The organism is Gluconacetobacter azotocaptans (genome assembly GCF_014174355.1).
Classification (GTDB): Bacteria; Pseudomonadota; Alphaproteobacteria; order Acetobacterales; family Acetobacteraceae; genus Gluconacetobacter; species Gluconacetobacter azotocaptans.
This window is the reverse complement of record NZ_JABEQF010000028.1, coordinates 1-15,973: the sequence shown is the minus strand read 5'-3', so window position 1 is coordinate 15,973 and position 15,973 is coordinate 1. Positions and strand designations below refer to the sequence as shown.

Annotated in this window: 11 protein-coding genes and 1 pseudogene; 6 read left to right on the top strand and 6 right to left on the bottom strand. The window is 67.8% G+C overall.

Annotated elements, in window-relative coordinates; genetic code table 11:
• From HLH34_RS18515 to HLH34_RS18500, 4 genes and pseudogenes are all read right to left on the bottom strand, one after another.
• Window positions 1-660: pseudogene (locus HLH34_RS18515) on the bottom strand (SEL1-like repeat protein); the annotation flags it as partial.
• A 145-nt stretch (window positions 661-805) separates the two neighbouring features.
• Entirely contained in the window at window positions 806-2,251 is a 1,446-nt protein-coding gene (locus HLH34_RS18510) for an HlyD family type I secretion periplasmic adaptor subunit (protein ID WP_183121042.1), read from the bottom strand.
• Window positions 2,248-4,500: a peptidase domain-containing ABC transporter gene (locus HLH34_RS18505; RefSeq protein ID WP_183121041.1), complete on the bottom strand. Its 2,253-nt coding sequence runs from the start codon at window positions 4,498-4,500 to the stop codon at window positions 2,248-2,250. Before HLH34_RS18505 ends, HLH34_RS18510 begins: the two co-directional genes overlap by 4 nt.
• Before the next feature lie 117 nt (window positions 4,501-4,617).
• Window positions 4,618-5,025, bottom strand: a complete 408-nt coding sequence (locus HLH34_RS18500; RefSeq protein WP_183121040.1) for a hypothetical protein — start codon at window positions 5,023-5,025, stop codon at window positions 4,618-4,620.
• 226 nt (window positions 5,026-5,251) lie between these two features.
• Between HLH34_RS18500 and metH the strand changes: the two genes are divergently transcribed.
• The gene (metH, locus tag HLH34_RS18495; RefSeq protein WP_183121039.1) at window positions 5,252-8,758 is read left to right on the top strand and encodes a methionine synthase; all 3,507 of its coding nucleotides are present in this window, start codon (window positions 5,252-5,254) and stop codon (window positions 8,756-8,758) included.
• 409 nt (window positions 8,759-9,167) lie between these two features.
• Here the strand turns inward: metH and HLH34_RS18490 are convergent, their stop codons facing one another.
• Window positions 9,168-11,009: a glycosyltransferase family 25 protein gene (locus HLH34_RS18490; protein WP_183121038.1), complete on the bottom strand. Its 1,842-nt coding sequence runs from the start codon at window positions 11,007-11,009 to the stop codon at window positions 9,168-9,170.
• 225 nt (window positions 11,010-11,234) lie between these two features.
• Here HLH34_RS18490 and HLH34_RS18485 point away from each other — a divergent pair, with 225 nt between their 5' ends.
• The 5 genes from HLH34_RS18485 to ybaK all read left to right on the top strand — a co-directional run bounded on the left by HLH34_RS18485 (window position 11,235) and on the right by ybaK (window position 15,183).
• The gene (locus tag HLH34_RS18485; protein WP_183121037.1) at window positions 11,235-11,672 is read left to right on the top strand and encodes a phosphoribosyl-ATP pyrophosphatase; all 438 of its coding nucleotides are present in this window, start codon (window positions 11,235-11,237) and stop codon (window positions 11,670-11,672) included.
• A gap of 146 nt (window positions 11,673-11,818) precedes the next feature.
• Entirely contained in the window at window positions 11,819-12,349 is a 531-nt protein-coding gene (locus HLH34_RS18480) for a CvpA family protein (RefSeq protein ID WP_183121036.1), read from the top strand.
• Between the two features lie 48 nt (window positions 12,350-12,397).
• Complete coding sequence (gene purF / locus HLH34_RS18475) at window positions 12,398-13,924, top strand: amidophosphoribosyltransferase (protein ID WP_240162174.1); 1,527 nt, start codon at window positions 12,398-12,400, stop codon at window positions 13,922-13,924.
• On the top strand, window positions 13,921-14,667 hold the full coding sequence (locus tag HLH34_RS18470) for an SDR family NAD(P)-dependent oxidoreductase (protein ID WP_183121035.1): 747 nt from the start codon (window positions 13,921-13,923) through the stop codon (window positions 14,665-14,667). The genes purF and HLH34_RS18470 overlap by 4 nt, the downstream gene beginning before the upstream one ends.
• Before the next feature lie 42 nt (window positions 14,668-14,709).
• Window positions 14,710-15,183, top strand: a complete 474-nt coding sequence (gene ybaK, locus HLH34_RS18465) for a Cys-tRNA(Pro) deacylase (protein ID WP_183121034.1) — start codon at window positions 14,710-14,712, stop codon at window positions 15,181-15,183.
• Window positions 15,184-15,324: 141 nt separating this feature from the next.
• On the opposite strand, the gene HLH34_RS18460 is transcribed toward ybaK, so the two are convergent.
• Window positions 15,325-15,973: OmpH family outer membrane protein (locus HLH34_RS18460; protein WP_183121033.1), on the bottom strand; the 649-nt coding region annotated here is incomplete at its 5' end.

Below are 15,973 nucleotides of genomic sequence, written 5' to 3'. Positions count from 1 at the left end.
CTTTTGTGGTTTTGGGCCATGCTGGTGGCGCCCCGCCCCCGGCCGGCCTGCGGGGCCTCGGCGGTGGGGGGCGGCGGCCCCCGCGCGCCCGGCCTCGTCGGCCGCGGCGCGCAGCCACGCCAGCCCCAGCCCCAGATGCCCCTGCGCACAGCCCGCCGCCGCCGCGCGGGCAAACCAGCCCTCGGCCGCCGCCGCGTCGCGCAGGTCGTCTGGGCCGTTGGCCAGGATGTAGCCGTACAGGGCCTGGGCGTCGGGCGACCCGGCTTCGGCCGCCAGCCGCGCCCAATGCGCGGCGGCGGCGGGGTCGGGCACGATGTCGCCGGGTGTCTCGGCCGCCAGGCGCAGGCCCTGCGCCGCGCCGGCCTCCTGCGGCAGGCCGAACAGGTACAAGGTGCCCAGCACCAGCCGCGCCTCGACCCACCCGGCCTCGGCCGCGCGGCGCATCCAGCGCGCGCCCTCGACCAGGCTGGGCGGCACGCCGGTCCCGTCCAGATAGGCGCGGCCGACGCGAAACTGCGCCTCGGGCATGCCGGCCCCGGCCAGTACGCTCAGATGGCCGAACCCCTCGACCGCCTCGCCCTCGGCCAGCAGGGCCAGCGCATGGGCCAGCCGCGCCCGCTGCGAAAACCGCGCCCCGACGCGGGAGAGGACGCGCTTCATGGGCTGGGGGTCCTCAGGGCTCTGCCCTGAAACCCGCCAAAGGGCAGCGCCCTTTGGAAACCCAGTCGTTTATTCATGATCGGGGTCCAGGGCCTCAGGCCCTGGTGGGTTCGGGCAAAGCCCGAGTGGCGTCCCGCCCAACCTTTCAAGGTTCGCGCATGCCGTCGGTCAGCGTGGGCACGAGGCGGTTGAGCAGGTACTGCATCATGGTCCGCCGCCCGACATGGATGTCGGCCTCGACCGGCATGCCGGGCTGGGGGTGGAAGAAGGACGGCACGTCATGCAGCGTGTAGCGATCGACCCGCACCCGCACGCGATAGAACGCATCCATCCCGCCCGCATTGGCATGCACCCCCTGCGCCCCGGCCCCGGCGCCGGTCTGCGCGCCATCGCCGGGGGCGAAGGAGTCGGCGCTGATGACGCGCACCGTGCCCTCGGCCCCGCCATACTGGGTGTAGGGGAAGGTCGCGAATTTCAGCAGCACATGGTCGCCGGGCCGGATGAAGCCGACGTCGGAGCCGCGCACCGCCGTATCGACCTCCAGCCCGCTGTCGACCGGCACCAGCGTCATCAACTGGTTGCCCGACTGCATCACCGAGCCCACCGACAGGCCGGCGATGCTCAGCACCACCGCGTCGCGGTCGGCGCGCATGACCACCAGGCTGCGCCGCAGCCGCGCCTTGCGGTAGTCGTCCTGCGCGTCGGCCAGGCGGTGCTGGGCGGTGCTGAGGTCCTGGTAGACCGTGGCCTTCCAGTTCTGGATGAAGCCGTCGCGTTCGGCCGTCGTGGCCTCCAGCCGGGCGCGGGCGCTGCCGGCGGCCTGCTGGGCGGCGATCTGGGCGCGTTCGACCTCCATCAGGTCGTTCTGCGCCGACAGGGTGGACAGGCGGCTGCCCACCTGGTCGCGTTGCAGGCGCAGGCGCATGGCGTGGACGTCGGACGCCACGCGCGCGCGGGCCGCATACATGGCCGCATCGGCCAGACTACCCTGCATCTCGGCCCGCGCGCCGGCCATCTGCTTGTCGTAATTCTCGAGTTTGGCGGTGAATTCGGCGCGCCGCCGCAGGAAGGCCGCCGCCTCCTGCACCGCAGCGGGGACCGTGGGGTCGGGGGTGTAGTCGCGGCCGTCGGCCTCGGCCGTCAGGCGATCGACCTCGGCGCCATAGGCCAGCACCTGCACGCGCATGTTTTCCACGTCGGCGTCGGTGACGGTGGGGTCCAGATGCGCCAGCACCTGGCCCTTGTGGACGAAATCGCCTTCATGCACGTCGATCGACCGGATGATCGAGGTTTCCAGCGGCTGGACCACCAGGGTGGCGTCGGTCGAGGCCATGCGCCCCTCGGACGTCACGACCTGGTCCAGCGGAAAGACCGACATCACCACCAGGCTTGCGATCATCAGGCCGGAAATCAGCCAGGTGATGTACCGGGCCGACGCCGTGGGCGGCAGGTTGATCAATGCCGCGCTGGGCGAATGGAATTCCAGCAGGGCGGCCGGCATGTCGGCGGGGGCGGCGGCATCGTCGGTATCGGGCAGCACGTAGCCGTCCATCGCGTCGTCGCCGGCCGGGACCATCCTGCGGTCGCTCATGGCTCGATCCCCCCTTCGGCCAGCATCGCGGCGGGGCCGGCGCGCCCCGAGGGCGCGGCCTGGTGGCGGTTCTGCTGCAACCACAGGGTGCGATAGATGGCGCAGCGTTCCAGCAGCACCTCATGCGGGGCGAGATCCACCACCCTGCCCTGGTCCATCACGCAGATCTGGTCGCACTCGACCAGCGACGACAGCCGGTGCGACACGATGACCATGGTGCGGCCCCGGCCGATGCGTTGCAGATTGGCATTCACCAGCGCCTCGCTCTCGGGGTCCAGGGCCGAGGTCGCCTCGTCCAGGATCATCAGCCTCGGGTCGCAGATCAGCGCGCGGGCGATGGCCAGGCGCTGCCGCTGGCCGCCCGAGATGTTGGTCGAGCCTTCCTCGATCCAGGTTTCGTAGCCGGCGGGCATGCGTTCGATGAATTCCTCGGCGCCGGCCAGGCGGGCGGCGCGCACCACGTCGTCCAGCGTCAGGCCGGGGCGGCCGGCGGTGATGTTGTCGCGCACCGTCCCGCGAAACAGGAAATTGTCCTGCAGCACCACGCCGAACGACCGGCGCAGATGCGTCAGGTTGATCTCGCGCAGGTCCACGCCGTCCAGCTTCAGATACCCGCTGTATGACCGGCTGACGCCTTGCAGCAGGCGGGTGATGGTGGATTTGCCCGACCCGCTGCGCCCGACCAGCCCCAGCATGGTGCCGGCCGGGATGTCGAAATTCACGTTGTCCAGCGCGCGCGTGGCGGCGCCGGGGTAGGTGAAGTTCACGTCGGTGAATGACAGCGCGCCCCGGATGTCGGGCCGCAGGCCGCTGGTCAGCGCGCGGCTTTCGGTGGGCTGGTTCAGCACCAGCCCCGCTTCGCCCAGGGCGGTCCGGACCTCGTTCAGGTCGTCCAGCAGGCGCGCCAGGCCGATCAGCGGCGCGGCCACGCGGCCGCCCAGCATCATGAACGCCATCAGCGCGCCGCCGCCCATCTGGCCCCCGCCGGTCAGGATCAGGTACGCCCCCACCAGGATGATGCCGCGATTGATGAACAGTTCGAACGGCATCACCACGGTCGAGGCCACGTTGGTCATGCGCCCGACCGCCAGCGACCACAGCGCCGATTCGGCCGACCGTTCGTCCCACAACTGCCGGCGGGGGCGTTCCAGCGCCAGCGTCTTGATGGTGCGGATGCCGGCGACGGTTTCGTACATCACCGACCCGCGCGCCATGTCGGCATGGACCTTCCGGCCGATCAGCGCGCCCACCGGCCCCATGAAGACGACGACCACCAGCCCGATCGCCCCCGCCGCCGCGACGGTCATCCACGCCAGCGTGGCGCTGAGGTAGAACAGGAAAGGCAGGACGACGACCAGGGTGAACAGGTCCAGGAAGGTGTTCAGCAGCTTCCCGGTCATGAAATCCTTGACCTTGTAGATCGCCGACACGCGCCCGATGACGTGCCCCGCCTGCTGGCGTTCGAAGAATTCCAGCGGCAGCGCCAGCAGCCGGTTGAAGACATGCAGCGAAATCCGCGTGTCCAGCCGGGTGGTCAGCACCAGGGTCAGTTCCCGCCGCGCGTAGGTCAGCAGGATTTCATAGAAGCTGAGCACGCAGACGATGGCGGTGATGGACACCAGCGTCGCCATCGACCGGAAATTCACCACCCGGTCGACCACCTGCATGACGATCAGCGGCGGGAAGATCGCCAGCACGCTCAGCACCATCGACGCCAGCACGATGTCGCGCAGGGCGCGGCGTTCGCGCAGGACCATCCGCGCCAGCCACGCGAAGTCGATCGGCGCGTCGGCCTCGGCCAGGTCGCGGCGGCGCTTCACCAGCAGCACATCGCCGGTCCAGACCTGCGACAGCCGCAGTTCGTCCACCGCCACGGGCGTCGATCCCGCGTCGCCCAGCGGGTCGCGCAGCCAGACGACGCCGCGTTCGGCGTCGGCGGCGACCATCAGCCCCGCCGACCCGTCGCGGAACATCAGCACGACCGGCGGCGTGTTGTGCATCCGCACCAGGTAGCGCCATTTCAGGCGCATGCCCCGGGCCACCGCCCCCTGGTCGTTCAGCCAGCGCGCCAGGGCGGCCGGCGACGGCGCGACCTCGCCCGGTTCGGCCACGAAATCGCGGATATCCACATCGACGCCGTGATAGCGCGCCGCCGCCGCCGCGGCATGCAGGCGGATCGTCGTGGGGGCCGGCCGCTCGGGCGGGGCGGCCGGATCGGCGGCACCTGGCGGGGGGTCTGACTGCGCCACGGCTCATCCTTCGCTGGGTCCGGGCCAGCTTGGCCCCCGAAAGACGAAGGGAGGGTTAATGCGGCGCATCGGCGAGGTGGCGAAGGCAAGGACGCTGCCCTTTGGCAACCCCGGACTTTATGCCCCCGGGCCGGGGCGGTAGCGCGCCGCCACCACGCGGTGGCCCGTCACCTCGCGCCGCACCTCGTCAAGCTGCTCGGCGGGCATGACGATCACCACGCGGTCGAACCATGGGCGCTGGCCGGTCACGCGGGCGCGGAACAGGTCCGACAGCGCCGAGGTGAACCCGCCGGACGGCACGCAGCACACGCAGGCCACGCCATGGCCGAACGGCGAGAGCGTGGCGCGCAGCGCGATCACGTCCTGCCACCCCGCGCGCGCCGGGGCGGCGGCGTCATCCAGCACCCCCTGGCCGGTCAGAACCAGCGCGCCGGCATCGCCCGCCATGCCGGCGAACGCGGCGGCGTCCACCAGGTCCAGCACGATCCGCCCGTCGTCGTCCCCGCTATCGCCATTGCCTGCCATCCGTCCCCCTTTACCGCCCTTTGAAAACCCAGGACTTCATAAACGAATGGGATGCAAGGGCCGAGGCCCTTGCCGGGTTCGGCCGGAGCCCGACCTTCCTTCCCCCTCGCCTCGCGAGGGGTTGCACATTATACCCAAATGCGCGCCCGCGGGCGGCCATGCTGGACAGCGGCCGCGCCTTGCGGGAATAACGACCGCGCCCCTTCCGTGGAAAACCAGGAACATCATGACCACCCGACCCCATCTTCTCGACGCCCTTCGCGACCAGGTCCTGCTGTGTGACGGCGGCATGGGGTCGCGCGTGCAGGTGCTGGACCTCGATGTCGAGCGGGATTACTGGGGGCAGGAGAACTGCACCGAGATCCTGAACCTGTCGCGCCCCGAACTGGTGCGCGAGATCCATCGCGGCTATTTCGAGGCCGGGGCGGACATGGTGGAAACCAACAGTTTCGGCGGGTCGCCGATCACCCTGGGCGAATTCGGCCTGAGCGACCGCGCGCGCGAGATCAACCGCACCGCCGCCCATCTGGCGCGCGAGGCCGCCGAGAGCTTTTCCGACGGCCGGCACCGCTACGTCATCGGATCGGTGGGGCCGGGGACCAAGCTGCCGTCGCTGGGCAACATCGACTACGACACGCTGGAAGCCGGCCTGGCCGAGCAGTGCCGGGGGCTGATCGAAGGCGGGGTGGACGCCCTGCTGATCGAAACCTGCCAGGACACGCTGCAGATCAAGGCCGCCGTGAACGGGGCAAAGATCGCCCGGGCCGAACTGGGCGCCGACACGCCGATCTTCGTACAGGTGACGGTGGAAACCACCGGCACGCTGCTGGTCGGCCCCGACATCGCCGCCGCCGCCACGGCGATCCATGCGCTGGACGTGCCGCTGATGGGGCTGAACTGCGCCACCGGCCCGCAGGAAATGGCCGAACATGTGCGCTGGCTGGCGGAAAACTGGCCAGGCCTGATTTCGATCCAGCCCAATGCCGGCCTGCCGGAACTGGTGGACGGGCAGACCCATTACCCGCTGTCGCCGGCCGACATGGCCACTTGGGTGGACCGCTTCGTGGCCGAGGACGGGCTGAACCTGGTGGGCGGGTGCTGCGGCACCTCGACCCCGCACATCGCAGCCCTGGACGCCATGCTGCGCCGCCGCGCCGAGGGCACGGGCCGCCACCGCCCGGCCCCCGTCGTGCGCCGCCCGGTCTGGGTGCCGTCGGTGTCCAGCCTGTACACGCAGGTGCCGCTGCGGCAGGAGAACAGCTATTTCTCGATCGGCGAGCGCTGCAACGCCAACGGGTCGAAGAAATGGCGCAGCCTGCAGGAAGAAGGCGACTGGGACGGCTGCGTGGCCGTGGGGCGCGAGCAGGTGGGCGAAGGGTCGAACGCGCTGGACATCTGCACCGCCTTCGTCGGGCGGGACGAAATGCGCGAGATGAACGAGGTCGTCACCCGTTTCACCGCCTCGGTCAACGCGCCGCTGGTCATCGATTCGACCGAAACGCCGGTGATCGAGGCCGCGCTGAAGCTGTATGGCGGCAAGGCCATCATCAACTCGATCAATTTCGAGGACGGCGAGGGCCACGCCACCGACCGCATGATCCTGGCCCGCAAGTTCGGGGCCGCCGTGGTGGCGCTGACGATCGACGAGGTCGGCATGGCCAAGACGGCCGAGGACAAGCTGCGGATCGCGACAAGGCTGGTCGAATTCGCCTGCGACCGCCACGGCCTGCCGCAGTCCGACCTGATGATCGACCCGCTGACCTTCACCATCGGCACCGGCGTCGAGGACGACCGCAAGCTGGGGGCGTGGACGCTGGAGGGCATCCGCCTGATCCGCGCGCGCTTCCCCGACATCCAGATCGTGCTGGGGCTGTCGAACATCTCGTTCGGGTTGAACCCGGCGGCGCGCGCGGTGCTGAATTCGGTCTTCCTGGACCATGCGGTGCGCGCGGGCATGACGGCGGCGATCGTCCATGTGTCCAAGATCCGGCCGCTGCACCTGATCCCCGAGGAGGAAGTCCGCGTTGCCGAGGACCTGATCTTCGACCGCCGGTCCGAGGGGTATGACCCGCTGCAGCGTCTGCTGGAGCTGTTCGCCGACCGCAAGGCCGCCGACGCGGTGAAGAAGACCCGCGCCGAGACGGTCGAAGGCCGCCTGAAGGACCGCATCGTCGACGGCGACCGCAAGGGGCTGGAAGCCGAGTTGGACGAGGCGATGCGGACCATCCCGCCGCTGGACATCATCAACACCATCCTGCTGGACGGCATGAAGGTGGTGGGCGAACTGTTCGGCGCGGGCAAGATGCAGCTGCCCTTCGTGCTGCAATCGGCCGAGACGATGAAGGCCGCCGTCGCCCATCTGGAGCCGCACATGGAGCGCGCCGAGGGCCAGGCACGCGGCACCATCGTGCTGGCGACCGTCAAGGGCGACGTGCACGACATCGGCAAGAACCTGGTCGACATCATCCTGACCAATAACGGCTATCGCGTCGTCAACCTGGGCATCAAGGTGCCGGTGGCCGACATGATCGCCGCCACCCGCGAACATAAAGCCGACGCCGTGGGCATGTCCGGCCTGCTGGTAAAATCGACCGTGGTGATGCGCGAGAACCTCGAGGAAATGGCGCGCCAGGGGCTGGACGTGCCCGTGCTGCTGGGCGGCGCCGCCCTGACCCGCAATTATGTCGAGGAGGACTGCACCGCCGCCTACGGCACCGACGGGCGCGTGGCCTATGCCCGCGATGCGTTCGACGGGCTGTCGCTGATGGACCAGGTGGCGCGCGGCGAATTCGACGAATATCTGGCCGCCATCCGTGCGCGCCGCGCGGGCAAGGTCACGCGGGTCAGGCCCCGCGACATGGAACAGGCGGAAACCCGCGGCTTCGGCCCCGTGGATGTCGCCGCCGCCCATGCCCGCCGCCTGCGCCTGACGCGCGACGAACCGGTGACGCAGCCGCCGTTCTGGGGCGCGCGGGTGCTGGAGGCGACGCCGGATGCGGTGCTGCCGTTCCTGAACGAACGCTCGCTGTACCAGTTCCAGTGGGGCTTCCGGAAGCAGGGGCGCTCGCTGGACGAATTCATGGGCTGGGCGCGGCAGGAACTGCGCCCCGTGCTGCGCCGGATGCTGGCGCTGACGGCGGCCGAGGACATCCTGCGGCCCCAGGCCGCCTACGGCTACTGGAAGGCTGCCGGCCAGGGCAACGACCTGATCCTGTTCGCCGAGGACGGCACGACCGAGGTCGCGCGCTTCACCCTGCCGCGCCAGCCGCGCGACGATGGCGAATGCATCGCCGATTTCGTCCGTGACGTGGATGACGCGCAGCGCGACGTCATCGGGTTGCAGGTCGTCACCGTGGGGCAGAAGGCGTCGGACATCGCGCGCGAGTGGTTCGAGGGCAATCGTTACAAGGATTACCTGTATCTGCACGGCCTGTCGGTGGAGATGGCCGAGGCCATGGCCGAATACACCCACAAGCGCATCCGCGCCGAACTGGGCTTCGCCGCCGAGGACGACCGCGACATGGCGAAGATGCTGCAACAGGGCTATCGGGGCTCGCGCTATTCGTTCGGCTACCCGGCCTGCCCGCGCCTGGAGGACCAGGAGCCGATCCTGCGCCTGCTGGATGCCGAACGGATCGGGGTGTCGCTGACCGAGGGCTACCAGCTTCACCCCGAACAATCGACCTCGGCGCTGGTGGTGCTGAATCCGCGGGCGAAGTATTTCTCGGTGTGAAGATGGACCAGAAAGCAGGTTGAGCCCGCTTTCTAACGATTGCTCGAGTAATCTAGGGACATGAACGATCGTGAGCCATGCGCATGAAACGGTGATGGCCGTCTGTATCTCATGATTCGGGCGTCGGCGGCGACCGAGCCACGAAGGGCACGTTCAACGCTCCTGCGTTTGGGCGAAACGCCGAATCTCTTGTTCTGGTCCGTATATTTCACGATCTCAACAATCCAGCGGACCAGCTCGGCCGACGTCCCCCATCATGAATGGGATGAAAGTTTCGCTAGGAATAAACTCGGAGTGCTGCGACGCCTCATAATAAGCAGCAGCTGCATTCAATACATCACTACGTGTTGGCGTCCCCATTGAATCCTCAAATAATTTCTTACGATGAGACAAACAAAACACTCTATATTTATTGCGCCAACACTACCCCGTAATTAACCAGAATCTTTTTCCCTCCAAACATATCCAGTACCCGCGCTTCATCCTCCTGGGGGGTTAACCCCTGATAATTACCTCCTACTGGCCGCATATGCCGCACGACAACTTCATCAATAATAGCGCTTCTTCTTTTCGGATATCCGAGCATGGACTGCCACGCCCAATCCAACCCCCAGCCACTGTCGGATGTGACGAAGCTCGGCAGGCACAAACGAATGGCGTCCCGGGAAAAAATGGGGACCATGACCTCGACAAATGAGGTGTATCTGAGGACGGTTCCCTGGTGATGCAACGTCAGCGGATGCGAGAAATGATTGCGCGGAGAGTCGGAGGCCAGCGCAGGCTGGGCCAGATACAGCCCGTAATCCTTCATGACTTCAAAACATCGGTTGATGTCAGACCATGTCATGGCGATATCATCATCCGGCATCATGACATAGTCATACTGCCAGAATGGACTCTGCTCACCAAAAAGAGCCGCGATCGCCGGCCACTTACGATCCTTGTTCTGCAGAATGCTGAAATCACACTCGCCTATCTCGGAAAATGCGTCATCTGGTCCGTAGAAGCTGACGCATAGATCCCACGTCCTATCAGACAGTTCTATATCGCGTGCCCAATCCAGATGATGCGATTCCCGTCCCGCCCTGACAATGACCAGGTTTCGCCGTGCCTGATGTGCCGTCTTTTGAACCGGGAGTACAGACGCTGGCGCTGCCGGATCGCGGACAGGGATAAGGGTTGCCCCTCCCTCGCCTGAGACATATTCGCCATGAGATGAAGAATGGAATCTGGAGACGGTTTTATTGCATGCGTCATGAATGAGAAGATCCACACCACTCATGGTCCATTTGTGCGTGGAAAGGGCCAAGCTGCCGCCGATGCGACCGTCGGGCAACAAAGACAGACGCCCGGCTTCAACACGACCGTCACTGTTCACGTAACGCCACAGCCTGTGCGTTTCCAGAGCAAAATCCTGACCGACATTCTCCTGCGAGAGCAGGAACATATTGCGCGATAACCTACACTCACCGGCGGAGTGCAAAGCCGCGTTTGCTTTTACGACGCCTTTGTGGGCGACAGGGCTATCTGCGGTTTGTACGGTGCTATTCGGCAGATCGTGCTTTGAAACAACGATCGGCGGTACGCAGACGTAAGTCTTCATGCCATCGTAGACTGATGCCATCATGTCGTCGATGCCGGTGTTGATCTTGTTGCGGTTCAACCCTGGATAAAACACGTCCATGGGGCGGAGAGGCACGACATGCGACAAGAGACGCTCCGCCCCTCGCGGTGAAATCGAATAACAGATCGTTCCGTGCGCGCGAACAAGAGGGAACAATTCGGATTTATATTTCGTTTCCTTGAAAGAAGACAGATTTCCCATGATATCCGCATGGTACAGATGCCCCGTGAACCTCGAGACGCCGGGCATCAGGTCGAAGGTGACGTAGGCATCCGTGTTAAAGCCCCACAGGATGAGGTCCCAATCGGGCGGGGCTGCCGCAAGAAGGCGCTCCTGCTCCGAGCGGAAATCCGCTCTCATGACAGCATCATCTTCGGCAACAGTCGCCGGCTCCTGACTGTTGATGACCTCGGTCCAGATCGCCATATGCGACAATGCACACCCGATGGCCCCGTCAGTGTAGTCAAGACCGGGGTTCATCAGGTGTTTATCCGCAAGAATTTTCCTCTCGACCTCCTTGCCGTCGATTGCCTGCGTTCTGGTGAAATATGCACACGCGGGATTGTCGTTCCGGAACGCGGCAAGTCGTTCAGGAGAGCGCTCGAGATTGAGAAGATGATATCGCATTTTTATGTGGCCCATGACTTATACGAACGAATCGGTAAATCCAGCTTTTGTGGATTTGATTGGTATCGGAACCCTGCGCCGACATGTCAGATACCAACTGTTATTGCATGCTCGGTACGTAATGCGCGTATCCCGTCCGGATGGCAACACCCCGACCAGGAAGGGCACCAACGCCAGACCGAGTGCCGCGTTGACCGCGCGGCGGCCCACCCGCATCATGCGCAAATGCCCCAGTCCGCGCCCCCTTCGCAGACAGACCCGGACGACGCCGCGCGCGCCGGCGAGCGCATGCCCAGCGCGGATGGCGCGGCCGACGTGCTGGAGCGGCTGTGGGCCGGGTTGACGGTCCCCGCCGAACCCGGCGCGGGGGCGTCCGACCTGCATATCCGCCGCACCGCCCGGGCGTTCGGCCTGCATGCCGAACATTCCCTGACCGCACTGATCACCGACGACCGGGCGACCCTGGTCCGCGAGAGCGCCCATGTCCTGCTTACCCTGATGCGCCTGTGGGCGGCGCGGAACGTCGCGCCCGAGGCGGTGTGGACGGAACTGGACCGCCGGACGCGGGTGGGCAACCTGCTGCTGGCGCTGAACGCGCCCGTGCGCGGAACCGGCCGGGCCATCACCCGCCCGTGGAAGATCCGCTCGACCAAGCTGCCCTGACCCGGCTGCCTGGCGGGGAGCCCCGATCTTTTCCCCTGTCGTCGCCGCGCGGGCGATGGCATAAGCTGGCCCGACCGGACGGCCGCCGCCGTCCGCGCACCGGAACGGAAGGAACGTGACGGCCCCATGCACCGGGATGGCGGGCGATGAACTGGAACTGGGCCGACCTGCTGTGCGGCGGCGTTGTCGTCGTCTCGGCCCTGTTCGGCTGCGGGCGCGGCCTGGTGCGCGAAATGCTGGGGCTGGGCGGCTGGATCGGCGCGGTGGCGCTGGCCGCGCACTGGACCGGATCGCTGCAACCGGTCGCCGCACGCTGGATCGCCAATCCGCTGGCGGCCGACACCGCGGCCTTTGTCGTGCCGTTCGTCGGCCTGCTGGTGGTCTTCACCCTGGTGGCGCAGGCCTGCGGCCGGCGCGTCCGCGGGTCGGCCCTGGGCGCGCTGGACGGCACGCTGGGCCTGCTGTTCGGCGGGGCGCGGGGCTATGGCGTGCTGGTGGCGCTGTACCTGGCGGCCGGGCTGATCGGCCCGCCCGCATCGTGGCCGGACGAGGTGCGCGACGCCCACGCCTTGCCCCTGGTGGCGCAGGGGGCCTTCTATCTGGCCCCCTTCCTTCCCATTTCCATGCAGCCGCGCCTTGCGCAACCGGGGCAGACGCGCCATGACGCCCCGATCTGAACCCTTACGAGGCCGCCCCCCGGGCCTGTCGAGGAAAGACCGCTGATCATGTCCACCCGTTCCCCGGCCCCTGACGGCCCCGCCTTCCTGCATGACCCTGCCTTTGTGCGGGACGACGTGGCGCCGCAATGGCAGCACGACGACAAGCCGCACGAGGAATGCGGGGTCTTTGGCGTCTGGAACGTCAAGGACGCATCGGCGCTGACGGCGCTGGGCCTGCACGCCCTGCAGCATCGCGGGCAGGAGGCGACGGGAATCGTCTCGTACGACGGCGAACGCTTCCATACCCACAAGGGGCTGGGGCTGGTGGGCGACGTGTTCGGCGACGCGCGGGTGATGGCCACCCTGCCCGGCCATCGCGCGGTGGGGCACAACCGCTACGCCACCACCGGGGCGACGCTGATCCGCAACGTCCAGCCCCTGTTCGCCGATTTCGAATTCGGCGGCCTGGCGGTCGCGCATAACGGCAACCTGACCAACGCCGAGACCCTGAAGCGCGCGCTGGTGCGCCGGGGCTGCATCTTCCAGTCCACGACCGACAGCGAGGTGTTCATCCACCTGATCGCGATCTCGCTGTACGCCAATGTGGTCGACCGGCTGATCGACGCGCTGAAGCAGGTGCTGGGCGCCTATTCGCTGGTGGCGCTGTCGCGCGACGCGCTGATCGGCGTGCGCGACCCGCTGGGCGTGCGGCCGCTGATCCTGGGCCGCATCGACGACGAGGACGGCGGCGCCCCCTCGTGGGTGCTGGCCAGCGAGACCTGCGCGCTGGATATCGTCGGCGCCGAATTCGTCCGCGACGTCGAACCGGGCGAGATCGTCATCATCGACAATGACGGCGTGCGCTCGATCAAGCCGTTCGGCGAACAGAAGTCGCGTTTCTGCGTGTTCGAATACATCTATTTCGCCCGCCCCGACTCGGTCCTCGACGGCCAGCCGGTCTATGAGGCGCGCAAGCGCATCGGCGTGGAACTGGCGCGCGAAAGCGCGGTCGAGGCCGACGTCATCGTCCCGGTGCCCGATTCCGGCGTGCCCTCGGCCATGGGCTATGCCTCGGCCAGCGGCATCCCCTTCGAACTGGGAATCATCCGCAACCATTATGTCGGCCGGACCTTCATCGAACCCACCGACCAGATCCGCCATCTGGGCGTGAAGCTGAAGCATTCGACCAACCGCCCGGTGTTGGACGGCAAGCGGGTGATCCTGGTCGATGATTCGATCGTGCGCGGCACCACGTCGCGCAAGATCGTGGACATGGTCCGCGCCGCCGGCGCGCGCGAGGTGCATATGCGCATCTCCTCGCCGCCGACGACGCATTCGTGCTTCTACGGCATCGACACGCCGGAACGCAGCAAGCTGCTGGCAGCCCAGCACGACCTGAAGGAAATGGCCGAACTGATCGGCGTCGACAGCCTGGCCTTCATCTCGTTCGACGGGCTGTACCGCGCGCTGGGCCATGCCGACCGGGCGGCGGCGCAGGGCCGGTATTGCGACGCCTGCTTTACCGGCGACTATCCGATTCCGCTGGTCGACCACGAGGCTGAAGGCGGGGACACATTCGTCCCCGCCGCATGACCGCGGCACCCGCCGGGGGGGCGGACGGGCAGCCGCCGCTGGCCGGCCGGGTGGCGCTGGTGACCGGGGCCAGCCGGGGCATCGGCCGGGCCAGCGCGCGCGCCCTGGCCGCTGCCGGGGCCCACTGCGTCCTGACCGCCCGCAGCCAGGGCGGCCTGGAGGAAACCGACGACCTGATCCGCCGCGAAACCGGGCGGGCGTCCACTCTGCTGCCGCTGGACCTGCTGGACGGTGCGGCGATCGACGCGCTGGGCCCCTCGATCGCCGGCCGGTTCGGGCGGCTGGACGTGATGGTGCATTGCGCCGCCATGCTGGGCGTGCTGACGCCCGTCCCCCACATGCGCGACACCGACTGGACGGCGACGCTGAGCGTGAACGCCATCGCCGCCTGGCGCCTGATCCGCACCGCCGCCCCGCTGCTGGAGCGCGCGCCGGCCGGCCGGGTGGTGGTGCTGACCGACGGGCATGCCGTCCGCCCGGCCAGCTTCTGGGGCATGATGGCGGCGTCCAAGGCGGCGATGGAGGCCATGGTCCTGACCTGGGCCGAGGAAATCGCGCCCGGATCGGGCCTGCGGGTCAATCTGTACGATCCCGGCCCCGTCGCCACGCGCCTGCGGGTGCAGGCCATGCCCGCGGCCGACCTGTCGTCCCTGCCCGGCCCCGAGGCGGCCGGGGCCGCCGTGGCGGCGCTGTGCCTGCCCACCGAAACCCGGCACGGGCGGCGGATCGCAGCCGCCGGCTGAACCCGGCTTTGCCGGGGATGCGCCCGCTGCTATAACAGCGCCATGGGCAGGAATACTCCGGCAACGGTGGCGCTGGGCCGGGCGGGAATCGCGTTTTCCCCGGTCGAATACACCTACGACCCGTCGGCCGACCGGCTGGGCGTGCAGGCCGCCGAGGCGATCGGCGAACCGCCGTCGCGCGTCTACAAGACCCTGATGGCCGACATCGACGGCCGGCCGGTCTGCGTCGTCGTCCCGTCGGACCACGAGGTCAGCATGAAAAAGCTGGCCGCCGCCTTCGACGGCAAGTCGGCCAGGATGATGAAACCCGCCGATGCCGAGCGGATCACCGGGTTCAGGGTCGGCGGCATCAGCCCCTTCGGGCAGAAGCGCAAGGTGCCCACGGCCTTCGCCCGGCAGGCAGCCGACCTGCCCTACCTCTATACCAACGGAGGGCAACGGGGATTGCAGGTGCGCCTGACCCCCGACGACGCCCTGCGCGCCTGCGACGGCCGCCTGGCGGACCTGACCGCCTAGGCGGTATCCGGACCAGGCAAGGGCGTTGCCCTTGACCCGCCAAAGGGCCTAGCCCTTGGAAACCCAGGACTTCATGAAACGAATGGGATGCAAGGGCCGAGGCCCTTGTCGGGTTCGGGCAGAGCCCGACCTTCCTGGGGGTCAGCCCTGCTGGTCCTGGGGACCGGGCTCGGGCATCTGCACCGGGGCTGTGGGGAAGCGGCCCGATTTCGCGATCACTTCCGGGTCTTCGTTCTCGGCGGGCAGGTAGACATGCGGCAGAAGGGCGTTCAGGCGGGTGGCGACCTGCTGGCTGATATCGACCTCCGGCCCATGCAGCACGGCCAGGCCCGATTGCACGACCATCGTCAGGCCACGCGACTTGCTGATGGTGTTGACGACCTGGGCCACCTCGCGCTGGACCTGGTTCATCGCGACCTGGATGTCTTCCTGCAGGATGCGGTTGCGTTCGCCGAATTTCTGCTGGTCGGCCGCCACGCGCTGCTGCAACGCCCGCTGCTGGATCTCGGCCTGGTCGCGCGGGGCGTTCATCATCCGCTGGCGCAGGGACTGGATCTGGGCTTCCTCGGCCCGGACCTCGCGGATCAGCTTTTCGCGCCGGGCCCCCATTTCCTGTTCCACCTGCTGGACGGCGACGGACTGGCGCATGATCTCGCCGGTATCGAACACGCCGATCACCGGCTGGGGCGGACGCACGCCGGCCGGCAGGGCGCCGAAGGCCGGCACCGCGGGCTCGGGCAGCACCGGCTGCGGGGGGGCGCCGTCGGGCCCGGCCGCGGGGGCCGCGGCC